The sequence below is a fragment of the Micrococcus sp. GPGPB33 genome (genome assembly GCF_037853785.1).
Lineage (GTDB): Bacteria > Actinomycetota > Actinomycetes > Actinomycetales > Micrococcaceae > Micrococcus > Micrococcus luteus.
The window spans coordinates 1674842-1692612 of record NZ_JAQMWO010000002.1 but is presented as its reverse complement, the minus strand read 5'-3'; the positions used below and the strand labels follow the sequence as shown (position 1 = coordinate 1692612).

14 protein-coding genes are annotated in these 17771 nt (G+C 65.8%); 6 read left to right on the top strand and 8 right to left on the bottom strand.

Translation table 11 applies throughout. The annotated features are described in order from the left end of the window. Window position 1: 1 nt before the first annotated feature. The 6 genes from POD19_RS08150 to POD19_RS08125 form a co-directional block, all read right to left on the bottom strand. Window positions 2-1444 carry a hypothetical protein gene (locus tag POD19_RS08150; protein ID WP_020624925.1) on the bottom strand — a complete coding sequence of 481 codons (1443 nt, stop codon included), beginning with the start codon at window positions 1442-1444 and terminating at the stop codon, window positions 2-4. Beyond that, on the bottom strand, window positions 1441-2547 hold the full coding sequence (locus tag POD19_RS08145; RefSeq protein ID WP_070709075.1) for an XRE family transcriptional regulator: 1107 nt from the start codon (window positions 2545-2547) through the stop codon (window positions 1441-1443). Before POD19_RS08145 ends, POD19_RS08150 begins: the two co-directional genes overlap by 4 nt. Beyond that, window positions 2540-3337, bottom strand: coding sequence for a hypothetical protein (locus POD19_RS08140; protein ID WP_070709076.1), 798 nt, complete (start codon window positions 3335-3337; stop codon window positions 2540-2542). The genes POD19_RS08145 and POD19_RS08140 overlap by 8 nt, the downstream gene beginning before the upstream one ends. Before the next feature lie 93 nt (window positions 3338-3430). Further along, window positions 3431-4612, bottom strand: a complete 1182-nt coding sequence (locus POD19_RS08135; RefSeq protein ID WP_070709082.1) for a tyrosine-type recombinase/integrase — start codon at window positions 4610-4612, stop codon at window positions 3431-3433. After that, window positions 4605-4814, bottom strand: coding sequence for a helix-turn-helix domain-containing protein (locus tag POD19_RS08130; protein WP_340309506.1), 210 nt, complete (start codon window positions 4812-4814; stop codon window positions 4605-4607). The genes POD19_RS08135 and POD19_RS08130 overlap by 8 nt, the downstream gene beginning before the upstream one ends. A gap of 194 nt (window positions 4815-5008) precedes the next feature. After that, window positions 5009-5383, bottom strand: coding sequence for a hypothetical protein (locus POD19_RS08125; protein WP_020624281.1), 375 nt, complete (start codon window positions 5381-5383; stop codon window positions 5009-5011). 203 nt (window positions 5384-5586) lie between these two features. Between POD19_RS08125 and POD19_RS08120 the strand changes: the two genes are divergently transcribed. Together POD19_RS08120 and POD19_RS08115 are read left to right on the top strand one after the other, a co-directional pair. Next, window positions 5587-6582: a DNA-processing protein DprA gene (locus tag POD19_RS08120; RefSeq protein ID WP_020624280.1), complete on the top strand. Its 996-nt coding sequence runs from the start codon at window positions 5587-5589 to the stop codon at window positions 6580-6582. A 57-nt stretch (window positions 6583-6639) separates the two neighbouring features. Next, complete coding sequence (locus POD19_RS08115) at window positions 6640-7887, top strand: AlbA family DNA-binding domain-containing protein (RefSeq protein WP_070709077.1); 1248 nt, start codon at window positions 6640-6642, stop codon at window positions 7885-7887. Window positions 7888-7895: 8 nt separating this feature from the next. On the opposite strand, the gene mobF is transcribed toward POD19_RS08115, so the two are convergent. Together mobF and POD19_RS08105 are read right to left on the bottom strand one after the other, a co-directional pair. After that, complete coding sequence (gene mobF / locus POD19_RS08110) at window positions 7896-11453, bottom strand: MobF family relaxase (RefSeq protein ID WP_070709078.1); 3558 nt, start codon at window positions 11451-11453, stop codon at window positions 7896-7898. 73 nt (window positions 11454-11526) lie between these two features. Further along, window positions 11527-12264, bottom strand: a complete 738-nt coding sequence (locus POD19_RS08105; protein ID WP_020621998.1) for a DUF4238 domain-containing protein — start codon at window positions 12262-12264, stop codon at window positions 11527-11529. Between the two features lie 536 nt (window positions 12265-12800). Here POD19_RS08105 and POD19_RS08100 point away from each other — a divergent pair. The 4 genes from POD19_RS08100 to POD19_RS08085 all read left to right on the top strand — a co-directional run bounded on the left by POD19_RS08100 (window position 12801) and on the right by POD19_RS08085 (window position 17759). Beyond that, window positions 12801-15074 (top strand): SIR2 family protein, encoded by a 2274-nt coding sequence (locus POD19_RS08100; protein WP_340309416.1) that lies wholly within the window; start codon window positions 12801-12803, stop codon window positions 15072-15074. A gap of 375 nt (window positions 15075-15449) precedes the next feature. Next, the gene (acuR, locus tag POD19_RS08095) at window positions 15450-16097 is read left to right on the top strand and encodes an acrylate utilization transcriptional regulator AcuR (RefSeq protein ID WP_083325314.1); all 648 of its coding nucleotides are present in this window, start codon (window positions 15450-15452) and stop codon (window positions 16095-16097) included. Then, entirely contained in the window at window positions 16094-17080 is a 987-nt protein-coding gene (gene acuI / locus POD19_RS08090; RefSeq protein ID WP_205781724.1) for an acrylyl-CoA reductase (NADPH), read from the top strand. Before acuR ends, acuI begins: the two co-directional genes overlap by 4 nt. 37 nt (window positions 17081-17117) lie before the next feature. Further along, the gene (locus POD19_RS08085) at window positions 17118-17759 is read left to right on the top strand and encodes an SDR family oxidoreductase (protein WP_020622159.1); all 642 of its coding nucleotides are present in this window, start codon (window positions 17118-17120) and stop codon (window positions 17757-17759) included. Window positions 17760-17771: the final 12 nt, after the last annotated feature.

The window sequence follows — 17771 nt, the reverse complement described above, 5'->3', positions numbered from 1 at the left end:
CCTATCTGTCGAGTTGCGGATCGCCGTTGATCTTGGATGCGGAGAGCGGTCGGCGAGCATCGACCGCGGTGAAGCGGATCTCCTTGCCCGTCGCAGTCGAGACTTCGGACACCTCGGCCGGAAGTGCGCAGAGGCGGTCCACGGCGGCCTTGTTGCTCCGGTATTGCAGCGCGATGAACCAGCCTTTGGTGGCGTTGTCGGATTGCAGATAGCTCGGGAGCTGGTACCGCAGCCCGTTCCAGAACCTGCCGTTGTGGAGCTTCTTGACTTCGATCAGCAGACGGGCAGATGTGCCTGAGGATGCTTTGAAATCGACCGGACCGCGTCCGAGCTCGACTTCGCGGTCGAGCTCGACATCGAACTGCCGGAGGTACTGCTGAGCTATGCCCAGGAACACCAGCTGTGCTGCCTCTTCGGGTTTCTCCGAGCCGTCATCGTTCCACAGCAGGCTCCAGCCTCGCTGGTCTTCGATGAAATGCCGGAACTGTTCCACGACTTCCGCGGCGAGGTCGACGAGATCATCGTGAGTTGTGATCGTGCGCGGCGGGAGCGGATTCTCAGCGGCGTATCGTGCCGGTTCCCGGTCCCACTGAACGACCCCGAGCGGGTCAGCGCCGAAGTCGTAGCCGATGAGGTCTTCCCGGCTGGTCTGGGCTCGCGCCCAGTCCCGGACTCGATCGGGGTGCTGGCGAGCGAAAGCGACGATGCTCGCCTTAGTCACTGCCTGGCCGACCTGGAGGTTGAGCGACAAGCGGATGTCGTCATTGAAGTGTGAGTCGAACCAGTCATCCGCGTTCAACGTCGGCAGGCCGTTGAGGAGGAACGCCGGGACGAGGATCACCGGGCGCCCAGTGACAGGGTTGGTGGGAAGGGCAACGTCCTCGTCATGCCATCTGGCGCTGTCCAAGCTGACACGAGCATGCCGGACCTTGTGCTGGTCGAGCGGGACGTTGTGGTTCGTTGCGATGGCCTGCGTGTATGCGATCAGGCGGCTCTTGATGACATTGGCGGTCGCATCGGAGATCCGATCCGCCCCGATTCCCTCGTTCAGGATGCCGATTTCCTCGATGTGCTCGGGCTGCCCGAGGCCTGCGGCGATCGCAACGGCAATACCGTCCGCCATCCGCGCCGCGAAGCGATCGCCGGCGCCGGAACCACGGGTTCCTTCCGCCGTATATCCGAGGCCGAGCTCGAAGGGCTCCGGGAAAGTGAGCAGTCGCCGCGCCGCCTGTGCTGACACCGAGGTGGTGCTCGTTGCCCTGGCGACGAGGCCGTAACAGTGGACGAAGTGGGCGATCAGCTCGTTGTGCGCTTGTGCCCATTCGCCGCCCGCTTCGAGAAGAAGCAACGGGTCAATGAAGAGCTTGGTGTCGATGGTGAGGTGTGGATCAAACCAGTCGTCTGCCTCGGAGCGCTCGATCCCGAAGGCTTCCGAGAATCTCACGATCGATCCCCGGTCAGCGGAACGCGAGATGCGGCTATCTCGTAGAGATGGGCAGGGAGACCCGATCCCGAGAGGAATCTGTCGTCGTCGATCCCTGCGGAGCTCATGACCTCACGGGCGCGCGGCAGTATCGAGGGCATCTCAAGTGATGCGACCCGGCCGGGCTCGGCGCGGCGCCAGCCGTTCTGTGACATGCGGATCATGGCGTTCCGGTATGAGACGTCGCCCATGATGCCGAGTGCACGAGCCCTGTACAGCAGCGCTGCCAGGCTGACTCCCCAATGCTCCTTGAGCTCCGCGAGCTGTGCCCATGCACGGCCAGCCGTAGAACTCGGCAGGAACGGGGCGATCTCCTCCGCAGGCATAAGGAACTCGGATGCGAATCGATGAGCCTGCTCTTCAGCGATCTTCCCGCCGGGTTCGGCGTCGTGATGCATGATCAGATGCCCGAGCTCGTGGGCGACGTCGAACCGCTGCCGGTAGTAGTCGTCCTTGGCGGGATTCAGAACGACAATCGGCCGCGTGGCCGTGTGCAGGGAGTAGGCGTCGATAGCCGCAATCCCCGGCTCACTGAAGACGACGACTACGCCCGCACGCTCGGCGAGGCGGATCACATGCTGGATCGGTCCTGGGCCGACGCCGAAGAACCCACGGGCATCCCTGGCTGCCTCTTCCGGAGTTGTTGTGCCCTCTTCAGGGTCGACAGGCAGATCGGGCAGCAGCGCTTCCGGAAACTCGACGGCGTTTTCCAGCATGCCGGTCACCTCGGCGACGAACTGCCCATACGCTTCGGCTTCATCCTGAGCGATCTGCGGGGTGGAGCGGAGCGACCGGAAGTGCGGCTTGTTCACTCGTGGTGGGGCGCCTCCGCCGAAGAACTGCGGCTCGACTTTCAGGGCAAGCGCCAGCTTCGCCACAGTGGCCCGGTTGGGTTGCTTCGCGCCACTCTCCCACGCTGTCACTGAAGCCGGCGACATTTCGATCAGGGCAGCGAGATGCGCCTTCTTTAGCCCTGCGAGTTGTCGCGCCATTGCTAGACGCTCGCCGTTGAAAAATGTGGCCGCGGCGGCGAGCGTCTGGGACGGTCGGCGCAGGCTATCCATTCGCCGCGCCCGCCCCCTCGCCCGCGAGCGGCTTCTTCATTCGCACAACAACATCGTCCACATTGGTCGATGCCGAATCCCCAGGCAGGGCGGGCGGCACACGCACACCCGTGCCGGCCATCGGAGTCCCGCCTGAAAGCAGCAACTGACGCCAGTGCCAGCAGGAGTCCTCGGGATGAACGGGGTTCTTGCTTTGGCCGACGTAGACCTCGAACTGCTTAGTGATCGGGTTGAAGGCATGTGCCGCCACGAGCGTCACACCGACGAACTCGTCATCATCAGGGATACCGGGAATCGACTCCAGGCCGAAGTCGGCGTCGTCGAACAGCGTGTTCCCGCCGATGAACTGCTGGGAGGCGACTCGGCGCTTGGCATCGCTGCGCTCCACCCACTTGATGTCGTCGATGCGGCCGAAGATATAGGACTGCAGCAGCACACGGTGCCCGTCGGCCGCCCAGCCTGGTGACTGCCGGTAGTTGCTCCGCGCAATCGCCTCGGGAGAAAGTGACGGCATAGACCGGAACGCCTCGGGCGCGAGACCGCGCTCGAGAACATCTGAACCAGTTCCATCCACATCTTCACCCAGAGCGAACCGCCCGTTCGAGGTCGCGCGGTCCATCAGATCCTTGAGGTGCTTGAAGTTCAGGTAGCCGATGACTCCCTGGTCATGTCCGGCGTCCTCGTCATAAATCTGATCGGTGGCGGCGAAGGCTGCTGGCGCGGCCCACGCGAGCACGTCGAGGAGGCCGGAGGTCCGGAGGCTCGCGATGGCGTCGTCTTCAGCAGTCACAAGGTCAGCCTACACCCAGGTCAGTAAGTTGCGCACTAGTTTTCACTCCCAGCGTGTCTTGTGTCTTCTAATTTGCTTCGTGCGCACGGGTCCTCACCCCGCTCTTCCGAAAGCTCGCTCGAGGTACTCGGCGGTGGCGGGGTTCACAGTCTCATCTCGGTGAATGTAGTGCTGCATCGTGATCCGCGGGTCGGTGTGCCCGAGGAGTTCCGAAGCGAGGAGCGCGCCTTGCGCGTCGTTGACGACCGTGGCGACGGTGCGGCGAAAGCGGTGTGGAGTGACGTTCTCGATCCCGGCAGCGTCCATCACGTCGCGCAGGAGCCTGCGGATGTTGTTCGTCGTGTGCGGCGTCCCGACCCTCGTGCTGAACAGGAGCGCGTGAGGTTCGGTGTCGCCGCTACGCAGTAGGCGCGAGCGGATGGCATGCAGCGCGAACGCCGGCAGGGCGACGCGGCGAACCGAGCGATCCGTCTTCGGATGGCCCTGCCGGTGCGTCGGCTCACCCTTGCGGCTGATGATCGTCCCGGCGATCCGCGCCGTCGGGATCGGTCCGCCCAGGTCGAGATCCTGGAGGCGGATGGCGAGGACTTCGCCGATACGGGCGGAGGTGCCGAGCATGACCTCGACGATCTGCCCGAGCTGCCGATCCGGCCTCGGTCCCGCCAGTATCCGCCGTGACTCCCACGCCTTGATCGCTGCACGGATGTCCTGCACCTCGCCGATCGTGAACGCGTCCGGGATGGTCTTCTTCCGGTGCAGCCGGGAGACGTGATCCATCGGGTTGCGAGGAAGGATCTCGTGACGGACCGCGAGCGCGAGTGCGAGGCGGAGGACGACGCGGGCGTGCTTGGCACGGCTGTAGCTGCGTCTGGCGAGTTGCTTAAGGAAGTAGTCGCAGCGGGCGACCCCGATCTCGCGAAGGGTCAGGTCCTTGAACGCCGGGAGAACAAGGGCACGCATGTCCCGCTCGTAGAGCTGCCTGGTGGTTCGTGAGAGGCGGTCTTCTATCTCCATGTCTTCCAGCCAGTAGGCGACGAGTTCCGGGAAGGGGCTGTCGGCGCTCATCCCGTTGAATCCGGGCTGGTAGAGGGAGCGTTCGGCGAGCTTCTGCTTGAGCTTGCGCTCCGCGGCAGCGCGTGAAGCACCGGTGGCCTGCACGAGCCGGTTGCTGCCGTCCCAGTCCCGGTACCGGGCGCGGGCGACATGGTTGCCGTTCGGCTGGACACGGGTGGCGATGACTCCGAAGGTGCCGATCGGCGTGCGGGGCCTACCCACGCGCACCCTCCCCCGCTCCAGGAAAGGTAGCCGCGCCGGTAGAGGCGGCGGGCTCACGCATGGTGTCCATCCACGCACGGATGTCGGTGATACCGAACATGATGCGCTTGCCGAAGCGGTAGGCGCGGGGGCCTTTGCCGTTGGTGCGCCAGTCGTAGATGGTGGAGACGGGCACGCCGAGGTAGTCGGCGAGTTCGTCGATGTTCAGGAGCGGTTCCAGGCCGTGCGGGCTGGACGGGTGGTGATTCCTCCCTCCAGTCTCGAAGGACGAACGAGCGGGTCCGTTCCCCCGCCTCTACTCCCTCGGTCGAATTGCCCGCCGCCGGGCACGCGAATCACCGCAGGCCGTAACCGCGTCGCTATTCGAACGGTACGGGCGAGGTCGCCGCGCAGTTCCTATCGCACGTGCGCCGTTGTCGGCTCAGCAGGCTCAATCGGCCGAAGCGCACGACGGTCGCGGCGTCGGGTTGCCGACTCCTCTAGTCGAGCGCGGATGAGGAGGACGAGGCTGATCGGACCCATGATGAGGAACTTGAGCGCATTCCAGCAGAACACGAGCACGAGGAGGTTCAACCACCCGGGACCGCCATGCTCGATCAGTGTGAGGCAGTAGTTCGCGGCGAGGAAGTACGGCACGGCGACGAGCATCGCGGGGATGCCCCATTTCAGGCCGCGGCGAGTGCGGATCGCGTCGAGTGCGATGTTGGTGGGCATGTAGCGCCGCAGGTAGTAGCGGGCTTGGGCGCTGAGCGCCCAGAGCAGCCGGATCATGGCGTTGTCCTCTCGTGGCACGGTCAGGTGACGAGACAGTGCGTAGAGAGTGGCCGGAGGGCCTGTCCACAGAGAGACGCCAGATCAAGGAGGAATCTGCCTCGCTCCCAGGGTACGACTCCCCGGCGACATCCGTAAGAGGTGCGCCTGCTCGTTCGGACGGCGCTCGCGCACCTGCCTGGCACACACGGACAGGAGCCGGCATGGTCACGATCACTTCTCTCGCCAAGGACGAACGCTCCGCACGGGTCGCCCTGGCGGCGACCTTGGAGCCCGACGACGCGGTGACCGGCCGGCTCATCGCGGCGGTTGGCGCGGTCGAGACCATGCGCCTGGCGGCCGGCACCGGCGCGTTCCCGAAGAAGGTCGATTCGGTCGACGCCGGGCTGTGGCGTAACAAAGTCTCCCCACGCCTCGACGCCCGCACGGTCACGCAAGCACTGTCGGAGACCGACCGCCTCGGACTGCACATCCTCATCCCCGGCGACCGTGACTGGCCGACCGCACTGAACGACCTGGGCGAGCGCGCCCCGACCGTGCTGTGGGTGCGCGGCACGGTCTCGTTCCTCAGCGCCACGCTGAGCGATCGAGTGACGATCACCGGTGCCCGCGCCGCCACGAGCTACGGCGAGCACATCACAGGTGAACTCGCCTCCGACCTGACCCATGCAGGGCGGATCATCGTGGCCGGCGGCGCTTACGGCATCGACGCAGCCGCACACCGAGCCGCGCTCGCTCCTGGCGGGCAGACTCTCGCCGTCATGGTCGGCGGTCTGGATCGCCTCTACCCATCCGGCAACCGCGAGCTGCTGGAACGAGTCGGAGACCTCGGGCTCCTCGCTAGCGAGATGGCACCCGGTTCCGCGCCGACCATGTGGCGGTTCCTCGCCCGCAATCGCATCCTCGGTGACCTCTCCGGTGCGACCGTCGTCGTGGAGGCCGGCTACCGCTCCGGCTCCCTCAACCTCGCCGCTCGCGCCGCGCAGCTCGGCCGTCCAGTCGGCGCCGTGCCCGGCCCGGTGACCAGCGTTTCCAGTGCTGGAACGCACCGGCTCCTGCACGAAGGCATCGCGTCACTCATCACCGATGCCACAGACGTCACGGCGCTCCTCGACCCGCCCGCAGGCGTGAGCGGGAAGGCACTCGCACGTGAGTCGGCCATCACCCCGTCCGCGCGCCGGGAGGGGTGCGCGCTGTAGGCGGCCTTCGGTCGGCGTCACCGCCAGTTGTCGCGGGTGATCCCTACGCTGGGGGTCATGACTTTCACCGCTCTGCATCGCGCCCTCGGAGTCGCTCCTGGACCGCTGACGGACGAGCTGCTGGATGCGGCGGTGAGCAGCGGAGTCGTGGAGACGAACGATCTGGACTGGAAGTCAGAGCTGCCGCCGGCGAAGGGCCTATCGCAAACGGACTTCCCCAAGGACGTTGCAGCGATGGCGAACAGCGGCGGCGGTGTCATCGTGTTCGGAGTACGCGAGTCGCAGAAGGCCGCGACAGGGCGGGTCGACGTCGGCGAGTTTGATGAAGCGTACGAGCGATCCCTGCGCTCCGCGGCGATCACCGCGATCTCCCCGCCTGTCTTCGGACTCAACGTGCACCGTCTCGGAGTTGAGGGGGCTCGCGCTGTCGTTGTGGAAGTGCCTGCAAGCCTCGACGGGCCGCACCTGATCTACCGTAACGACTACTTCGGCGCTCCGGTGCGCAACGACTCCGACACCGTGTGGATGAAGGAACGCCAGATTGAGGCGATGTACCGAGCTCGCTTCGATGAACGCCGCCATGCCAGCGAAGCGCTCGACAACCTGTATGCCGAGACCGCGGGCGGGCGGGCGACGAGCGAACGCGCCTGGTTGATCGCTGTCGCCCACCCGCGTGTCCCTCGACTCCACAACCGCCTGACGCGCGATGGCGCGCGCGACGTGCTGACCAAAGCGGAAGGCTTCGCCTTGCTCTACGCCGGACGTGGCGGTGTGCACCCGCTGGAAAACGTCGACCGTCACAATCCACGACCGGGGTTGCGCCGCTGGGTCGCCGTCAACACCGCAACAGGCGACCGATCACTGTGGAAGGAAGCATGGGCGAGTCTCCACCACGACGGATCAGTTACGCTCGCAGCCGCAATCGGCGGCCACCGCATGAGTAGCGACGGGTACTTCGAGGGATCGCAGGTCCAGTCGGACGCGGTCGAGTGCGGCGTCGCAGATCTGATGGCTCTCATCCGAGCGACCGCTGACGCGACGGGCAACGACGAGTACGACGTGCGCGTCGGGATCGAGTGGACCGGTTCAGAGCCCCTCGTGATCCTGACTGTGGACAACTTCGGTCACTCCTACGGCGGTGTCTCCACGCCGTTGCACCGCTACATACCCGTCGAGAGCACCGTGAACGCTTCGGCTGCCGATCTTGACTTCTACTGGGGCGTTCACGACCTCGCTCAGGACTGCGTGAACCAGGGCGGCGTCTCGAACGTACGAATGATCCAACCACCAGATCGAACCGAGTAGCTGGGCCACTACAACGACGGCCTGACGCGCTGCGGCCCGGTGCGCCGAGCGCGTTCCTGCTCTGGCTGTTCGGGCTGGGCGAGGTTCTGTGCCCGGTCGAGCGCGGCGCGGGCGCGGGCGGCGTCGAGCTTCTGCGTCTCGGTCTCGGCGCGTGCTCCGAGGGGTGCAAGCCCAGTGACGCCGTAGCGGTCACGGTAGGCAGCGATGGTGCGAGCGGCGTTCCGCCATGCGCGGGCCGTTCGCGCCTGCTTCGGCTGGACGCCGAGTTTCATGATCCACTCGTGCTTCTCGGTGAGCGCAGTGTCGAGGAGCACATTGGTCCGGGTCTCGATGAGGTCGCGCCGCTCTGCCAGTGCCTGCCACATCTCCGATGGCATGGTGCCGGTGGCTTCGGGGATGAGGCCTGCGATCAAGCGTGGCGCCTTCCGCGCGCGACCGGACCCCGCCGGCCGGCCGGTCGCCTTAGCGACGCGGTAATGCAGGACGGCCGCGATGTCATCGGCGTCCCCGAACCCGCGTGCTCCCACGAGGCGCGGCAGTAAGGTCTCGACGTCGTGCTGGTTCGCCTCTGCCCGGCGGAGCTCGGCGGTCAATGCGCCGAATGCGGGTGAAGCGATCGCGTCTTCTGCGTCGTCGTCGCTGAGCCCCGACGAGCGTATGAGTGCGGCCCAGCGGTCGTGTTGTGCGGCAGCGGCCAGGGTCTCGTACTCGGCAGCGAGCTGCGCAATGGAGCCCCAGGTGTCCTGCTCGGCGGTGATCGTCTCGTGCGCCGACAGCTCGGCGCCGACGTGCTGCAGCACCCCGAACAACACCGACCGGGCGGACGCATCCTCGTTGTCGCCGGGGTGCGGGCCGTCGTGAGCGGGGTCGGGCTTATCGACGGCGACGTAGGCGATGTTCTCTTCGCGGCCACGGGTCATGGCGACGTAGAACGTCTCTCTGGTCATCGACGCATCCGCCAGGACGTGCGAGGAGTCGACCGTGATGCCCTGCGCCCGGTAGGAAGTGACGGCGTAGCCGAGGTCGAGATGTTCGGCCGCGTACTCGGCCGGGACCACGACCGATGCGCCCCACGTGCGCCCGGCGCGATGGAGGGTGAGGGCGCCGTCGTCGCGGACCTCGGTGACGGTCCATCTGTCGCCGTTGCGGACCCAGGACCGCCCGGCGCGAAGGCGGCGGTCGTTGCGGCGGGTGATGACGGTATCCCCGGCCGCGGCACGGGTGCCGTCGTGCAGCTCGACCTCGCGGCGGGCGTTGACGGTGCCGTCGAGGATCAGATCGGCCCGCGCCCTGTTGTTGAGCGCTTGGACGGACTCGTTGGAGTCGGTCACGAGGACGCTGGCTCGCCCGTCGAGGGTGTCCGTACGCCAGGCGGTGTAGGCGGCGTCGATCATCTCCTCTGACTCCCCGCCGATCACGCGGCCGTGCTCGGCGTAGGTGTCGATGACGTCGGTACGGCCGTACCGCAGCGCGAGCGAGGCGGTCTTCTCCCACACGTTGACGAACCGGTGCACGTCGACCAGCTCCGGGGCGTCGTCGCGGTCGCGGACGAGGAAGGAGAACGCGCCTCCGGCGGTGACGGACTGGAGCTGGGCGTGATCCCCGACCAGCAGTACTTTCGCCCCGGCCTCCGCCGCCAGGGTGGTGATGCGGTCGAGGGAGAGCGTGCCCGCCAGGGACGCCTCGTCGACGATGACGAGCTGTCTCTTGCGGAACGTCTCGCCGGTGCGGTCGTGGGTGTCGAGCCACTTGGCCGTGTTCTCGGTCTGGATGCTGAGGTCATCGGCCAGGACCTGCGCGGCGACGGCGGACGGCGCAAGCCCGACCACGCTGCCGCGCCCGTGCTCGCGCTCCCATGCCCGTCGCAATGCCGACATCGCTGTCGTCTTCCCCGCACCGGCCGGGCCGACCAGTACATCGACCATCCGGCCTGAGAGCGCGATCTTCGTCAGCGCGGCTGCCTGGTCGTCACCGAGCATCCGGCCCTTGCTGTCGGGGCGTTTCGTGATTCGTTCGACGGTGGTCAGCGGCACCGTCGGCGCGGTGGTGGTGCGGGCGCGCTCGAGGAGGCGGTCTTCGGCGGCCAGCAGCGCCTCGGAGGAGAACAGAGCGGAGTGCTTCGGACGGAACACGCTCGTGCCGTCCGAGCGGCGGAACTCCGCCGGGCTGGATGCGAGCTCCGGCGGGGTCAGGCGCAGCGAGGCCGCCTCGGCAGCGTCAACGACCATTCCGACGACGGCTTCGCGATCCTCGGTCGACGCGAACCGGTAGGCCATTGTCTGCCGAGCGGCCTCGGCGGTGAGGTTCCAGCGATGCCAAGTGGAGCGCTTCTCCCCGACCGTAGCCACGACGTCTGCCCCGAGCGAGTCGATCATGTCCAAAGGCACGTCGTCGGCGCGCAGCAGCAACGGCTCCTCGTTCGCCGTCACGCCGCGCGCCCACGAGGTCGCATCCGACGCGAGCACCCTCCCGGCCCGTTCCCGCCAAGAAGCCGTGAGGGCGGCCAGCGACTGCACCTCCTTCTCCGGTCGAGTGGTGAGCGTGGCCTGGGCGCGGAGCTTCATGATTGTCGCCGGCGACGGCCGGCGCCCATGCGTCTCGACGTAACGCTCGATAAGGCGATCGGTCTCTGCGTCGATGTGCCGGGCACGAGTGGAGAACTCCTTGACCAGTGCCTCCGGCACCCCGGTGACCACCCAGGCGGGGTTCCGGTCGCGGCCTCTATCCCGCGCCTCCCACGAGACGCCGAGCATTCGGGTGAGGTGGTCCGCGAAGACCGCCTCGTGCAGTTCGGAGAGCGCGACGACAGCCGCGTGCATCGGCCGCCCATCCAAGCTCCGCCATTTCCCGTCAAGGACGGTCTGCACCTTGTTACTGATGACGACGTGCGTGTGCAAATGGGGATCGCCCGCCCGGCTGTCGTAGTGGTCGAACGCGGTGGCGATCAGACCTGCGACGTCGACCTGTGCAACCGCGCCGTCGCGGCCGCTTGCGCCCGCGCGCGTGGCTGCAACCTCCCGCTCCATGAACGCAACGACCTCCGCAACCGCCGCATGGTGCGCGTCCGCGATCAACGTCTGCGTCCCGGCATCCGCAACCGCCCACAGCACGCTCGCGGACTTCGGGATCGAGAACGTGAAGTCGAACCCCGCGACGGCCCGGCGCGTCCCACGCTCGGCCTCCCCCGCTTCGATCGCCGCGAGCGCCTCCGCGCGTGACGCCAGCCCGAGGGACGGATCAAGCGCCCCGCTGCGCGCCTCAATCCGCTCGGCCACGGTTCGGTACTCGGGATACGCACGGCCAAGCGGTTCCCCGGTGATCGGGTCACGGCCCATACCAACGAGGAGCTGGAGTTGGGCTTCGGAGACCTGATCGCCTGCGCTGATCCGCCCGCTGCCGAGCATGGCGACCCCGGCACCGAGCCAGCGACCCGGCGGGGTGCCCTCGGCGTTGTAGTAACGCGTCAACGGGGTGGACAGCGACCTGTCGCCGTCGCCGGCCGCGACGGTGCGCAGCAGGTACTTGTAACCGTCGCCCGCCGACATCACGCGCATCGAGACCGTCATGTGAGAAAGGTGGGACTCGCGTGACGCTACGGCGTCGCATGCGCCGGAGCAGGAAGGGCGCGTGTATCAGTCGTCAGGTCCCGTCGGCTAACGGGGCGCCGGTGCGCGCAGCCTTTATGCGGTTTGGATCCTGTGTGAGAACACCAATGGCACCGACGACCCATCGCCGACAGTTTCGCATTATGAACTCGTTTATCTGGAGATTCACGTCGATTTCACGACCGATGACGAGTAGCTGCGTCGGCGAGATCGGGAAGGTCACTGTGCAGATCTCGCTGTCTCTGGTCTCTCTGAAGAGCAGAACCGCACCATCCCCTGTTACGAGCAGGTCGCTCGTATAGATCCGCCATGGCCAGAGCTCAAGTGACAGATCCCGAAGACGAAAGAACCCCTCCATGTTCCTCGAAAGGAGCAGCCGGTCTCCGAGCTTCAGATTCGTCTTCTCAGTTTCGCCGCCTACCTTCAGGATGACGGCCGGCGTCGTAACGGCGGCCTGATCTGCGTAGCGCCCTCGCTCGAGATGCATGTCCAGAAACTCGATGACAGCGATTTGCATCTCCAAAGTGAGCGTTTCCTGCGCTCGAAGCACATTCAGCGCCTTGATACCAGCCGCCTCCGTCTTTGCGAAGCGCGCCTCCAGATCCACAGTCAAGACCTGCGGATCGTACACATAGCTGACGACCGTCGCGCTATCGACCGAAGTAGTAAAACCTCGATCGTTCTGACAGTCGATGACTGATACCCGCTTCTCGTCGTTGGCCCATGCCTGCAGGTAGCCCTTAGACACCATGTGTGCGCGCCTCACAGCCATTGCGCCTCCTCGTCAACGTCTCGAAATTCGTTCCAGTGACATGGTCTCTCGCTCAGGCGCTTCTCTGGCAAGGTGCAATTCAGCTCAGGACGAAGACACGACTTTCCTGATAGGGCTCGGCAGGGGCGAAGCTGCCACCATCGAACCTGGTGCATCGCAGGTGTCCGAGCCAGGATTGGTGTGCCAGACCGCGCCGAGATTGGGGAAACCGCAATGGCAGATGCTGAATGGTGGATGTGCCATGACGTGCTCGTCCAGGTGGCTGGCCGTCTGCGCGACGGACGGCCACTCGGGATCCTGACAGGGGCAGGCGTGTCGATTGAGTCGGGCGTGCCTTCAGCAGGCGGCGTCGTCGCGCTACTTGAGCGCCATGGGCTAGTCACAGATCGCGGATTAGCGTATCAGGACGCGATGGCGTCGGCGTTTCCCACCGATCACGAGCGGGGGCCTTCCTTCGCAGCATGTGCAGCCGCAAATCTGCTGGTGCCGCGAACCAAACGATCGCTCTACTCTGCCGTGACTTCACGGTCGGGCCGTTGCTCACTACGAACTTCGATCATCTGCTCGAGCAGGCCTGTGTCTCGCTCGCCGACCGCCCGATCATCGTGAGCATGCTCGGTTCGCCGAGCGCGATCGCAGAGTCGTCGAAGAGCATCCAGATCATCAAGCTGCACGGCGATCTCCATTTCGACGTAACCGCCCACAGCGACCAAGAGATGGCCCGGCACCACGCCTGGCTGCGGGACTGGTCGCAACTGCGGTTCCGGCCAGGCTCCTCACTGCTGGTGCTCGGCCACTCGGGTCTGGATGCACCGATTCGCGAGCTTGTTCGGGACCTTCTCGACTCTGGCACGCTCGCCCGGGTCTATTGGGGCGTGTTCAAGCACGAATCCGAGTCGAACGTCGGCATCGTGGAGGCACTTCAGCAGGAGTGCGGAGGCCCGGACGCCTTCGTCCTCTTCCGCCATGAAGGCGCCGCAGCGATCCTCTCGCAGTTGTACGAACTGGCGGCTGGGCAACCTCCGCTCATTGAGACGGTGCTTCTCCCGGCCTTTCAGGTGGTGACGGGCCTCATCCACGGCGCAGCAGAGGTCGATGCGCGGGCACTTGCGGGCAGCGCCGCGCAGGCCGATGTCGGTCGATTGAAAGCCTCGATTCGGGACACCCAACTCCGGCTCGTCGAGGTCAGAGCCGACGACCACGCGGAGCGGGCGTTCCGCGCACTGGCGGCGCTCGCCGCTGAACAGTCGGAATCCGTAGTGACTCTGGCGCTGGATCAGGCAGACACGTTGCCGAACGACGAGTCGCTGATTCGCGCGCTCACTGGGTGGGTCGCTCGAACGACCGGCGAGGTGGTCGAAGCGAGCCGCGCGCAACATTCGCTCGCGGCTCTTGCCGGCCTGCGAGCGCGAATCGTCATCAACCTCGCCCAAGCCTTCCAGCACCAGAGCTCGGCACAAGCGCTGGCGGTGCTGGCAACCGCTCTTCCAGATGATGCGGCTATCTGGGTTGTCTCCGACGTTCACGCCGACTCGATTCCAGGATTCGAGCCGCTCACATACTCCGCGCGGGCTCTCGTGCTTCCTTCCTCCGCCGGCGGCATCCTCGAGCACATACGCCGTTCGGTCGATCGAGACGCATTGAGGCGGTTCCTCGTAGCCGAAAAACAAGGCAGGACTGTAGAGGACCTCATCAGGTCCGCGATTTGTTACGAACGAGGGAACCGAGTCGTGATCGACCGAACTCGGTGGACGCAGCCTGACTACTTTCCGGCCGGATATCTTCTCGACGCCATCGGCGTGGCCGAGCAGTTGGCGCGCACCACCAACTCTTTTGAGGCGCTGAACTGGTCGTCCGATCTCGAGTCCCTGAACTTCTCAGCTGCCAGTGAATACCCGTTGCGACGAAATCTGTACACGTCAGCGGCGCTCAAGTGGCTTCTGGGAGCCGCCACGTCCTGGTCGGGCACGCGCGGCACCGGCTACTTCCTGACGACGCTCAAGGAGATCCTGCACGCATCGACAGGGACGATCGTCGGCCAACTCGATGCGCTAGCAATTGGGCAGGTCCGCCGCGTCCTGGCTCATTGGCCACCGCCTCCCGTCGACTGGCTCGGCCAGCCGACCCTGTACGTTGGCCAGAGCCAAGCGCTTGATCAGCTCGCGTCTCAGATCGATCGCCAGCTAATGGGTGACCCGTCCCTGGCGATGCATTCCGACGACGACGACCTCAGAACCCATATGCGCACTCTGGAGGCGATCGCTCCAGGGATGGCTTATCAGTTCGTCGGCTGGGCCGTCAGCGGCGAGGAACGCGTGCAAGACTATGCGCGGTTCTTCGACCTGCTCAACATGGCCGGTGATGTTGCGCAGACCGTTGCGCCGACGGCTGCAGTGATGCTCGACGATGCAGCATGGATGCTCTTCGCAGTCGGCGACCACGACGAGGCATTTCGTCTCTGGGAGCTCGTGACGGATCAGATCCTCGGTATAGGCGGCATCCCGGCGGTCATACACCTCTGCAACTACGGCGTCGCGTGCTATCTCACCGGCGAGGAGCAGGCAGCAGCCAACATGCTCTTCGAATCGGCCCTCCTCGCCTCTCGAATCGGGGACGAAGGCCGCGTGTGGAGAGCCCTTGCCTATCTCGCAAAGATGGCGCCCGGGGATGCGAAGGCCGAAGCATGGATCGACTCGTGGCTTGAACAGGTGGCGGAAGACCTGCCCAACGAAGATCGCGTCTCTCAGGTCGAGTTTGTCATGGCGATCCGTGGCGTCATCATGGAGCTTCAGGAGTTCCCGATCCAGTGAACGCTTTCGGACGCGTTCTCTGTAGGGAGAGCCAGGCGGTCGAGTCGCCCGTCCCGCTGTCGGAGATCTAAATCCGCGATTTCCGAGCGTTCAACCTCGATCTGCAAGAGGCGTGGTGGCTCTGAGGTGACGTCGGAGAGGAACTCCAGCGAGTCCAACGCGAGGTTAGGGCGAAACAGTCCGCAGGGAGTCTCCGCGGGCACACAGCGGGTGCGCAGCATCCATCGCCTGCGCCATGGATTCGATGACGACTCTCCCGTCTGACATTGAGCTAGTGGCAAGCGCACTGGCCGATTACTGCACCAGATGGCCGATCTCTGCATGCTCTGCGCGCACTTGTACTTATTTAGAGACGGTCGGTCTAAATTCGCTGTCATGACCGACATCGCAACTCGACCTCGCCGAGGGCGCCCCCCGAAGATCCCTCGCGAGCACGGAGACACGCGCGAGGCGCTGTTGCGCTGCGGCATGGAAGTCCTCACAACGCAGGGCATGAGCGCCACCGGCATCGACGCGGTCCTGAAGCGTGTCGGCGTGCCGAAGGGCTCCTTCTACCACTACTTCGACAGCAAGGACGCGTTCGGATTCGAGGTGCTGCAACGGTATGCGGACTACTTCGCTCGCAAGCTCGACCGATGGCTGCTCGAAGAGGGGCCGTCGCCGCTGGAACGCCTGACGCGGTTCGTGGACGATGCCAAGGCCGGCATGGTACGGCATGACTTCGAACGAGGGTGCCTAGTCGGCAATCTCGGCCAAGAGGTCTCCACCCTCCCCGACGGCTACCGGGAAGCGCTCGAAGACGTGCTGCGCGACTGGGAACGTCGCGTCGCGGCGTGCCTGCAACTGGCCGCAGACGCAGACGAGATCCCGCCCGGCTCCGACTGCGACGAACTGGCGTCGTTCTTCTGGGTGGGTTGGGAAGGCGCGATCCTTCGCGCCCGCCTGACCCGCGACGTCCGGCCGATGGAAGTGTTCTTCGCCGGTTACCTCGCATCCGTCCGCATCCATCCCGGGAGAGCATGATGTTCAGCGCAATCTCCATCGACAAGACCGATGCCGGATACCAGGCAGCGCTGCGCGAACTCGATGAGAGTGAGCTACCTGACGGTGACGTCACGGTGCGCGTGTCGTACAGCGGCCTGAACTACAAAGATGCCCTCGCGATCACGGGAAAGGCTCCGGTCGTGCGTCGCTTCCCGATGGTGCCCGGGATCGACCTCGCCGGTGTCGTGGAACACAGCGACAGCCCCTCTTATGCGCCTGGCGACCGGGTGCTGGTGAACGGCTGGGGCATCGGCGAGACGCACTGGGGCGGTCTCAGCCAGCGGGCTCGCGTGAGTGCGGACTGGCTCGTGCCGGTTCCTGATGCGATCTCGGAGCGGCAGGCCATGTCGATCGGCACGGCCGGATACACGGCCATGCTCTCCCTCATGGCCCTCGAGTCGCACGGCCTCACCACTGATTCGGGTGACGTCCTTGTCACGGGCGCGAACGGTGGGGTCGGCGGGTTCGCGATCGCGCTGCTGGCACGCGGCGGCTACTCGGTCGTTGCGTCGACCGGCCGTCCCGTTGAAGCCGATTACCTGCGCCGCCTTGGCGCCACGACGATCGTCGACCGGACAGAGCTGTCGGGGCCGGGCCGGCCGCTCGGCAAGGAACGCTGGGCGGCTGCGATCGACTCCGTCGGTAGCCATACCCTTGCGAATGCCTGTGCCGGGACGAAGGCGGGCGGCGCCGTCGCCGCATGCGGGAACGCACAGGGCATGGATCTGCCCGCCACTGTCGCACCGTTCATCCTGCGCGGGGTGAGCTTGCTCGGCATCAACAGCGTCACCCAGCCCCGCGACAAGCGCGTCGCAGCGTGGAACCGCCTGGCCGACGAGCTCGACCTGGACTTGCTGCCCGCGATGAGCCGCGAGGTCGGCCTGAGCGAGGCCCTCTCCGTTGCCGATGACCTTCTGGACGGCCGCATCCGCGGCCGGATCGTCGTCGACGTGAACCGCTGACCATCCCCCAAGACCACACAAACGAAAGAGGAAGACCATGACGAAGATCACCGTGCTCGGAGCGGGCGGACGTATCGCAAGACACGCCATCGCCGCGCTTCTCGAGGAGCCTGCCAACGAGCTGACCCTCTACCTGCGTCGCCCCCAGAGCCTGCCGGATGCTCCCAGCGACCGCGTCCAGATCGTCGAGGGCGACGTGCTCGACAACGAACTCCTCACACGCACCGCCACGGGACAGGACATCGTCTACGCGAACCTCGGCGGAGGCGACATCGAAGCTCAGGCCCGCGCCGTCGTCGCAGCGCTGACCGCCGCGGGAACACGACGGTTGATCTGGATCTCCACCCTCGGCATCTACGACGAGGTGCCCGGTGAGTACGGCAAGTGGAACCACCGGATGCTCGACGGCGGATACCTGCAGACGTACAGCGCCGCCGCGAAATTGATCGAGGAGTCCAACCTCGACTACACGATCATCCGTCCCGCGTGGCTGTCGGACGCCGACGAGGTCGACTACGAGCTGACCCAGAAGGGCGAGCCCTTCCAGGGCACCGAGGTGTCCCGCAAGAGCGTCGGCGCGCTCGTCGCCGAACTCGTCAAGAACCCGGCCGACAGCATCGGCGCCTCGCTCGGCGTGAACAAGCCCGGCACCGACGGCGACAAGCCATCCTGGTACTGAACGGAGCATGCC

What these genes read in the sequence shown, in the direction of transcription:
- POD19_RS08145 (WP_070709075.1), bottom strand. Translation starts at nt 2,547, where the DNA reads ATGGATAGCCTGCGCCGACCGTCCCAGACGCTCGCCGCCGCGGCCACA.
- POD19_RS08125 (WP_020624281.1), bottom strand. Translation starts at nt 5,383, where the DNA reads ATGATCCGGCTGCTCTGGGCGCTCAGCGCCCAAGCCCGCTACTACCTG.
- POD19_RS08120 (WP_020624280.1), top strand. Translation starts at nt 5,587, where the DNA reads ATGGTCACGATCACTTCTCTCGCCAAGGACGAACGCTCCGCACGGGTC.
- POD19_RS08115 (WP_070709077.1), top strand. Translation starts at nt 6,640, where the DNA reads ATGACTTTCACCGCTCTGCATCGCGCCCTCGGAGTCGCTCCTGGACCG.
- mobF (WP_070709078.1), bottom strand. Translation starts at nt 11,453, where the DNA reads ATGACGGTCTCGATGCGCGTGATGTCGGCGGGCGACGGTTACAAGTAC.
- POD19_RS08105 (WP_020621998.1), bottom strand. Translation starts at nt 12,264, where the DNA reads ATGGCTGTGAGGCGCGCACACATGGTGTCTAAGGGCTACCTGCAGGCA.
- acuR (WP_083325314.1), top strand. Translation starts at nt 15,450, where the DNA reads ATGACCGACATCGCAACTCGACCTCGCCGAGGGCGCCCCCCGAAGATC.
- acuI (WP_205781724.1), top strand. Translation starts at nt 16,094, where the DNA reads ATGATGTTCAGCGCAATCTCCATCGACAAGACCGATGCCGGATACCAG.
- POD19_RS08085 (WP_020622159.1), top strand. Translation starts at nt 17,118, where the DNA reads ATGACGAAGATCACCGTGCTCGGAGCGGGCGGACGTATCGCAAGACAC.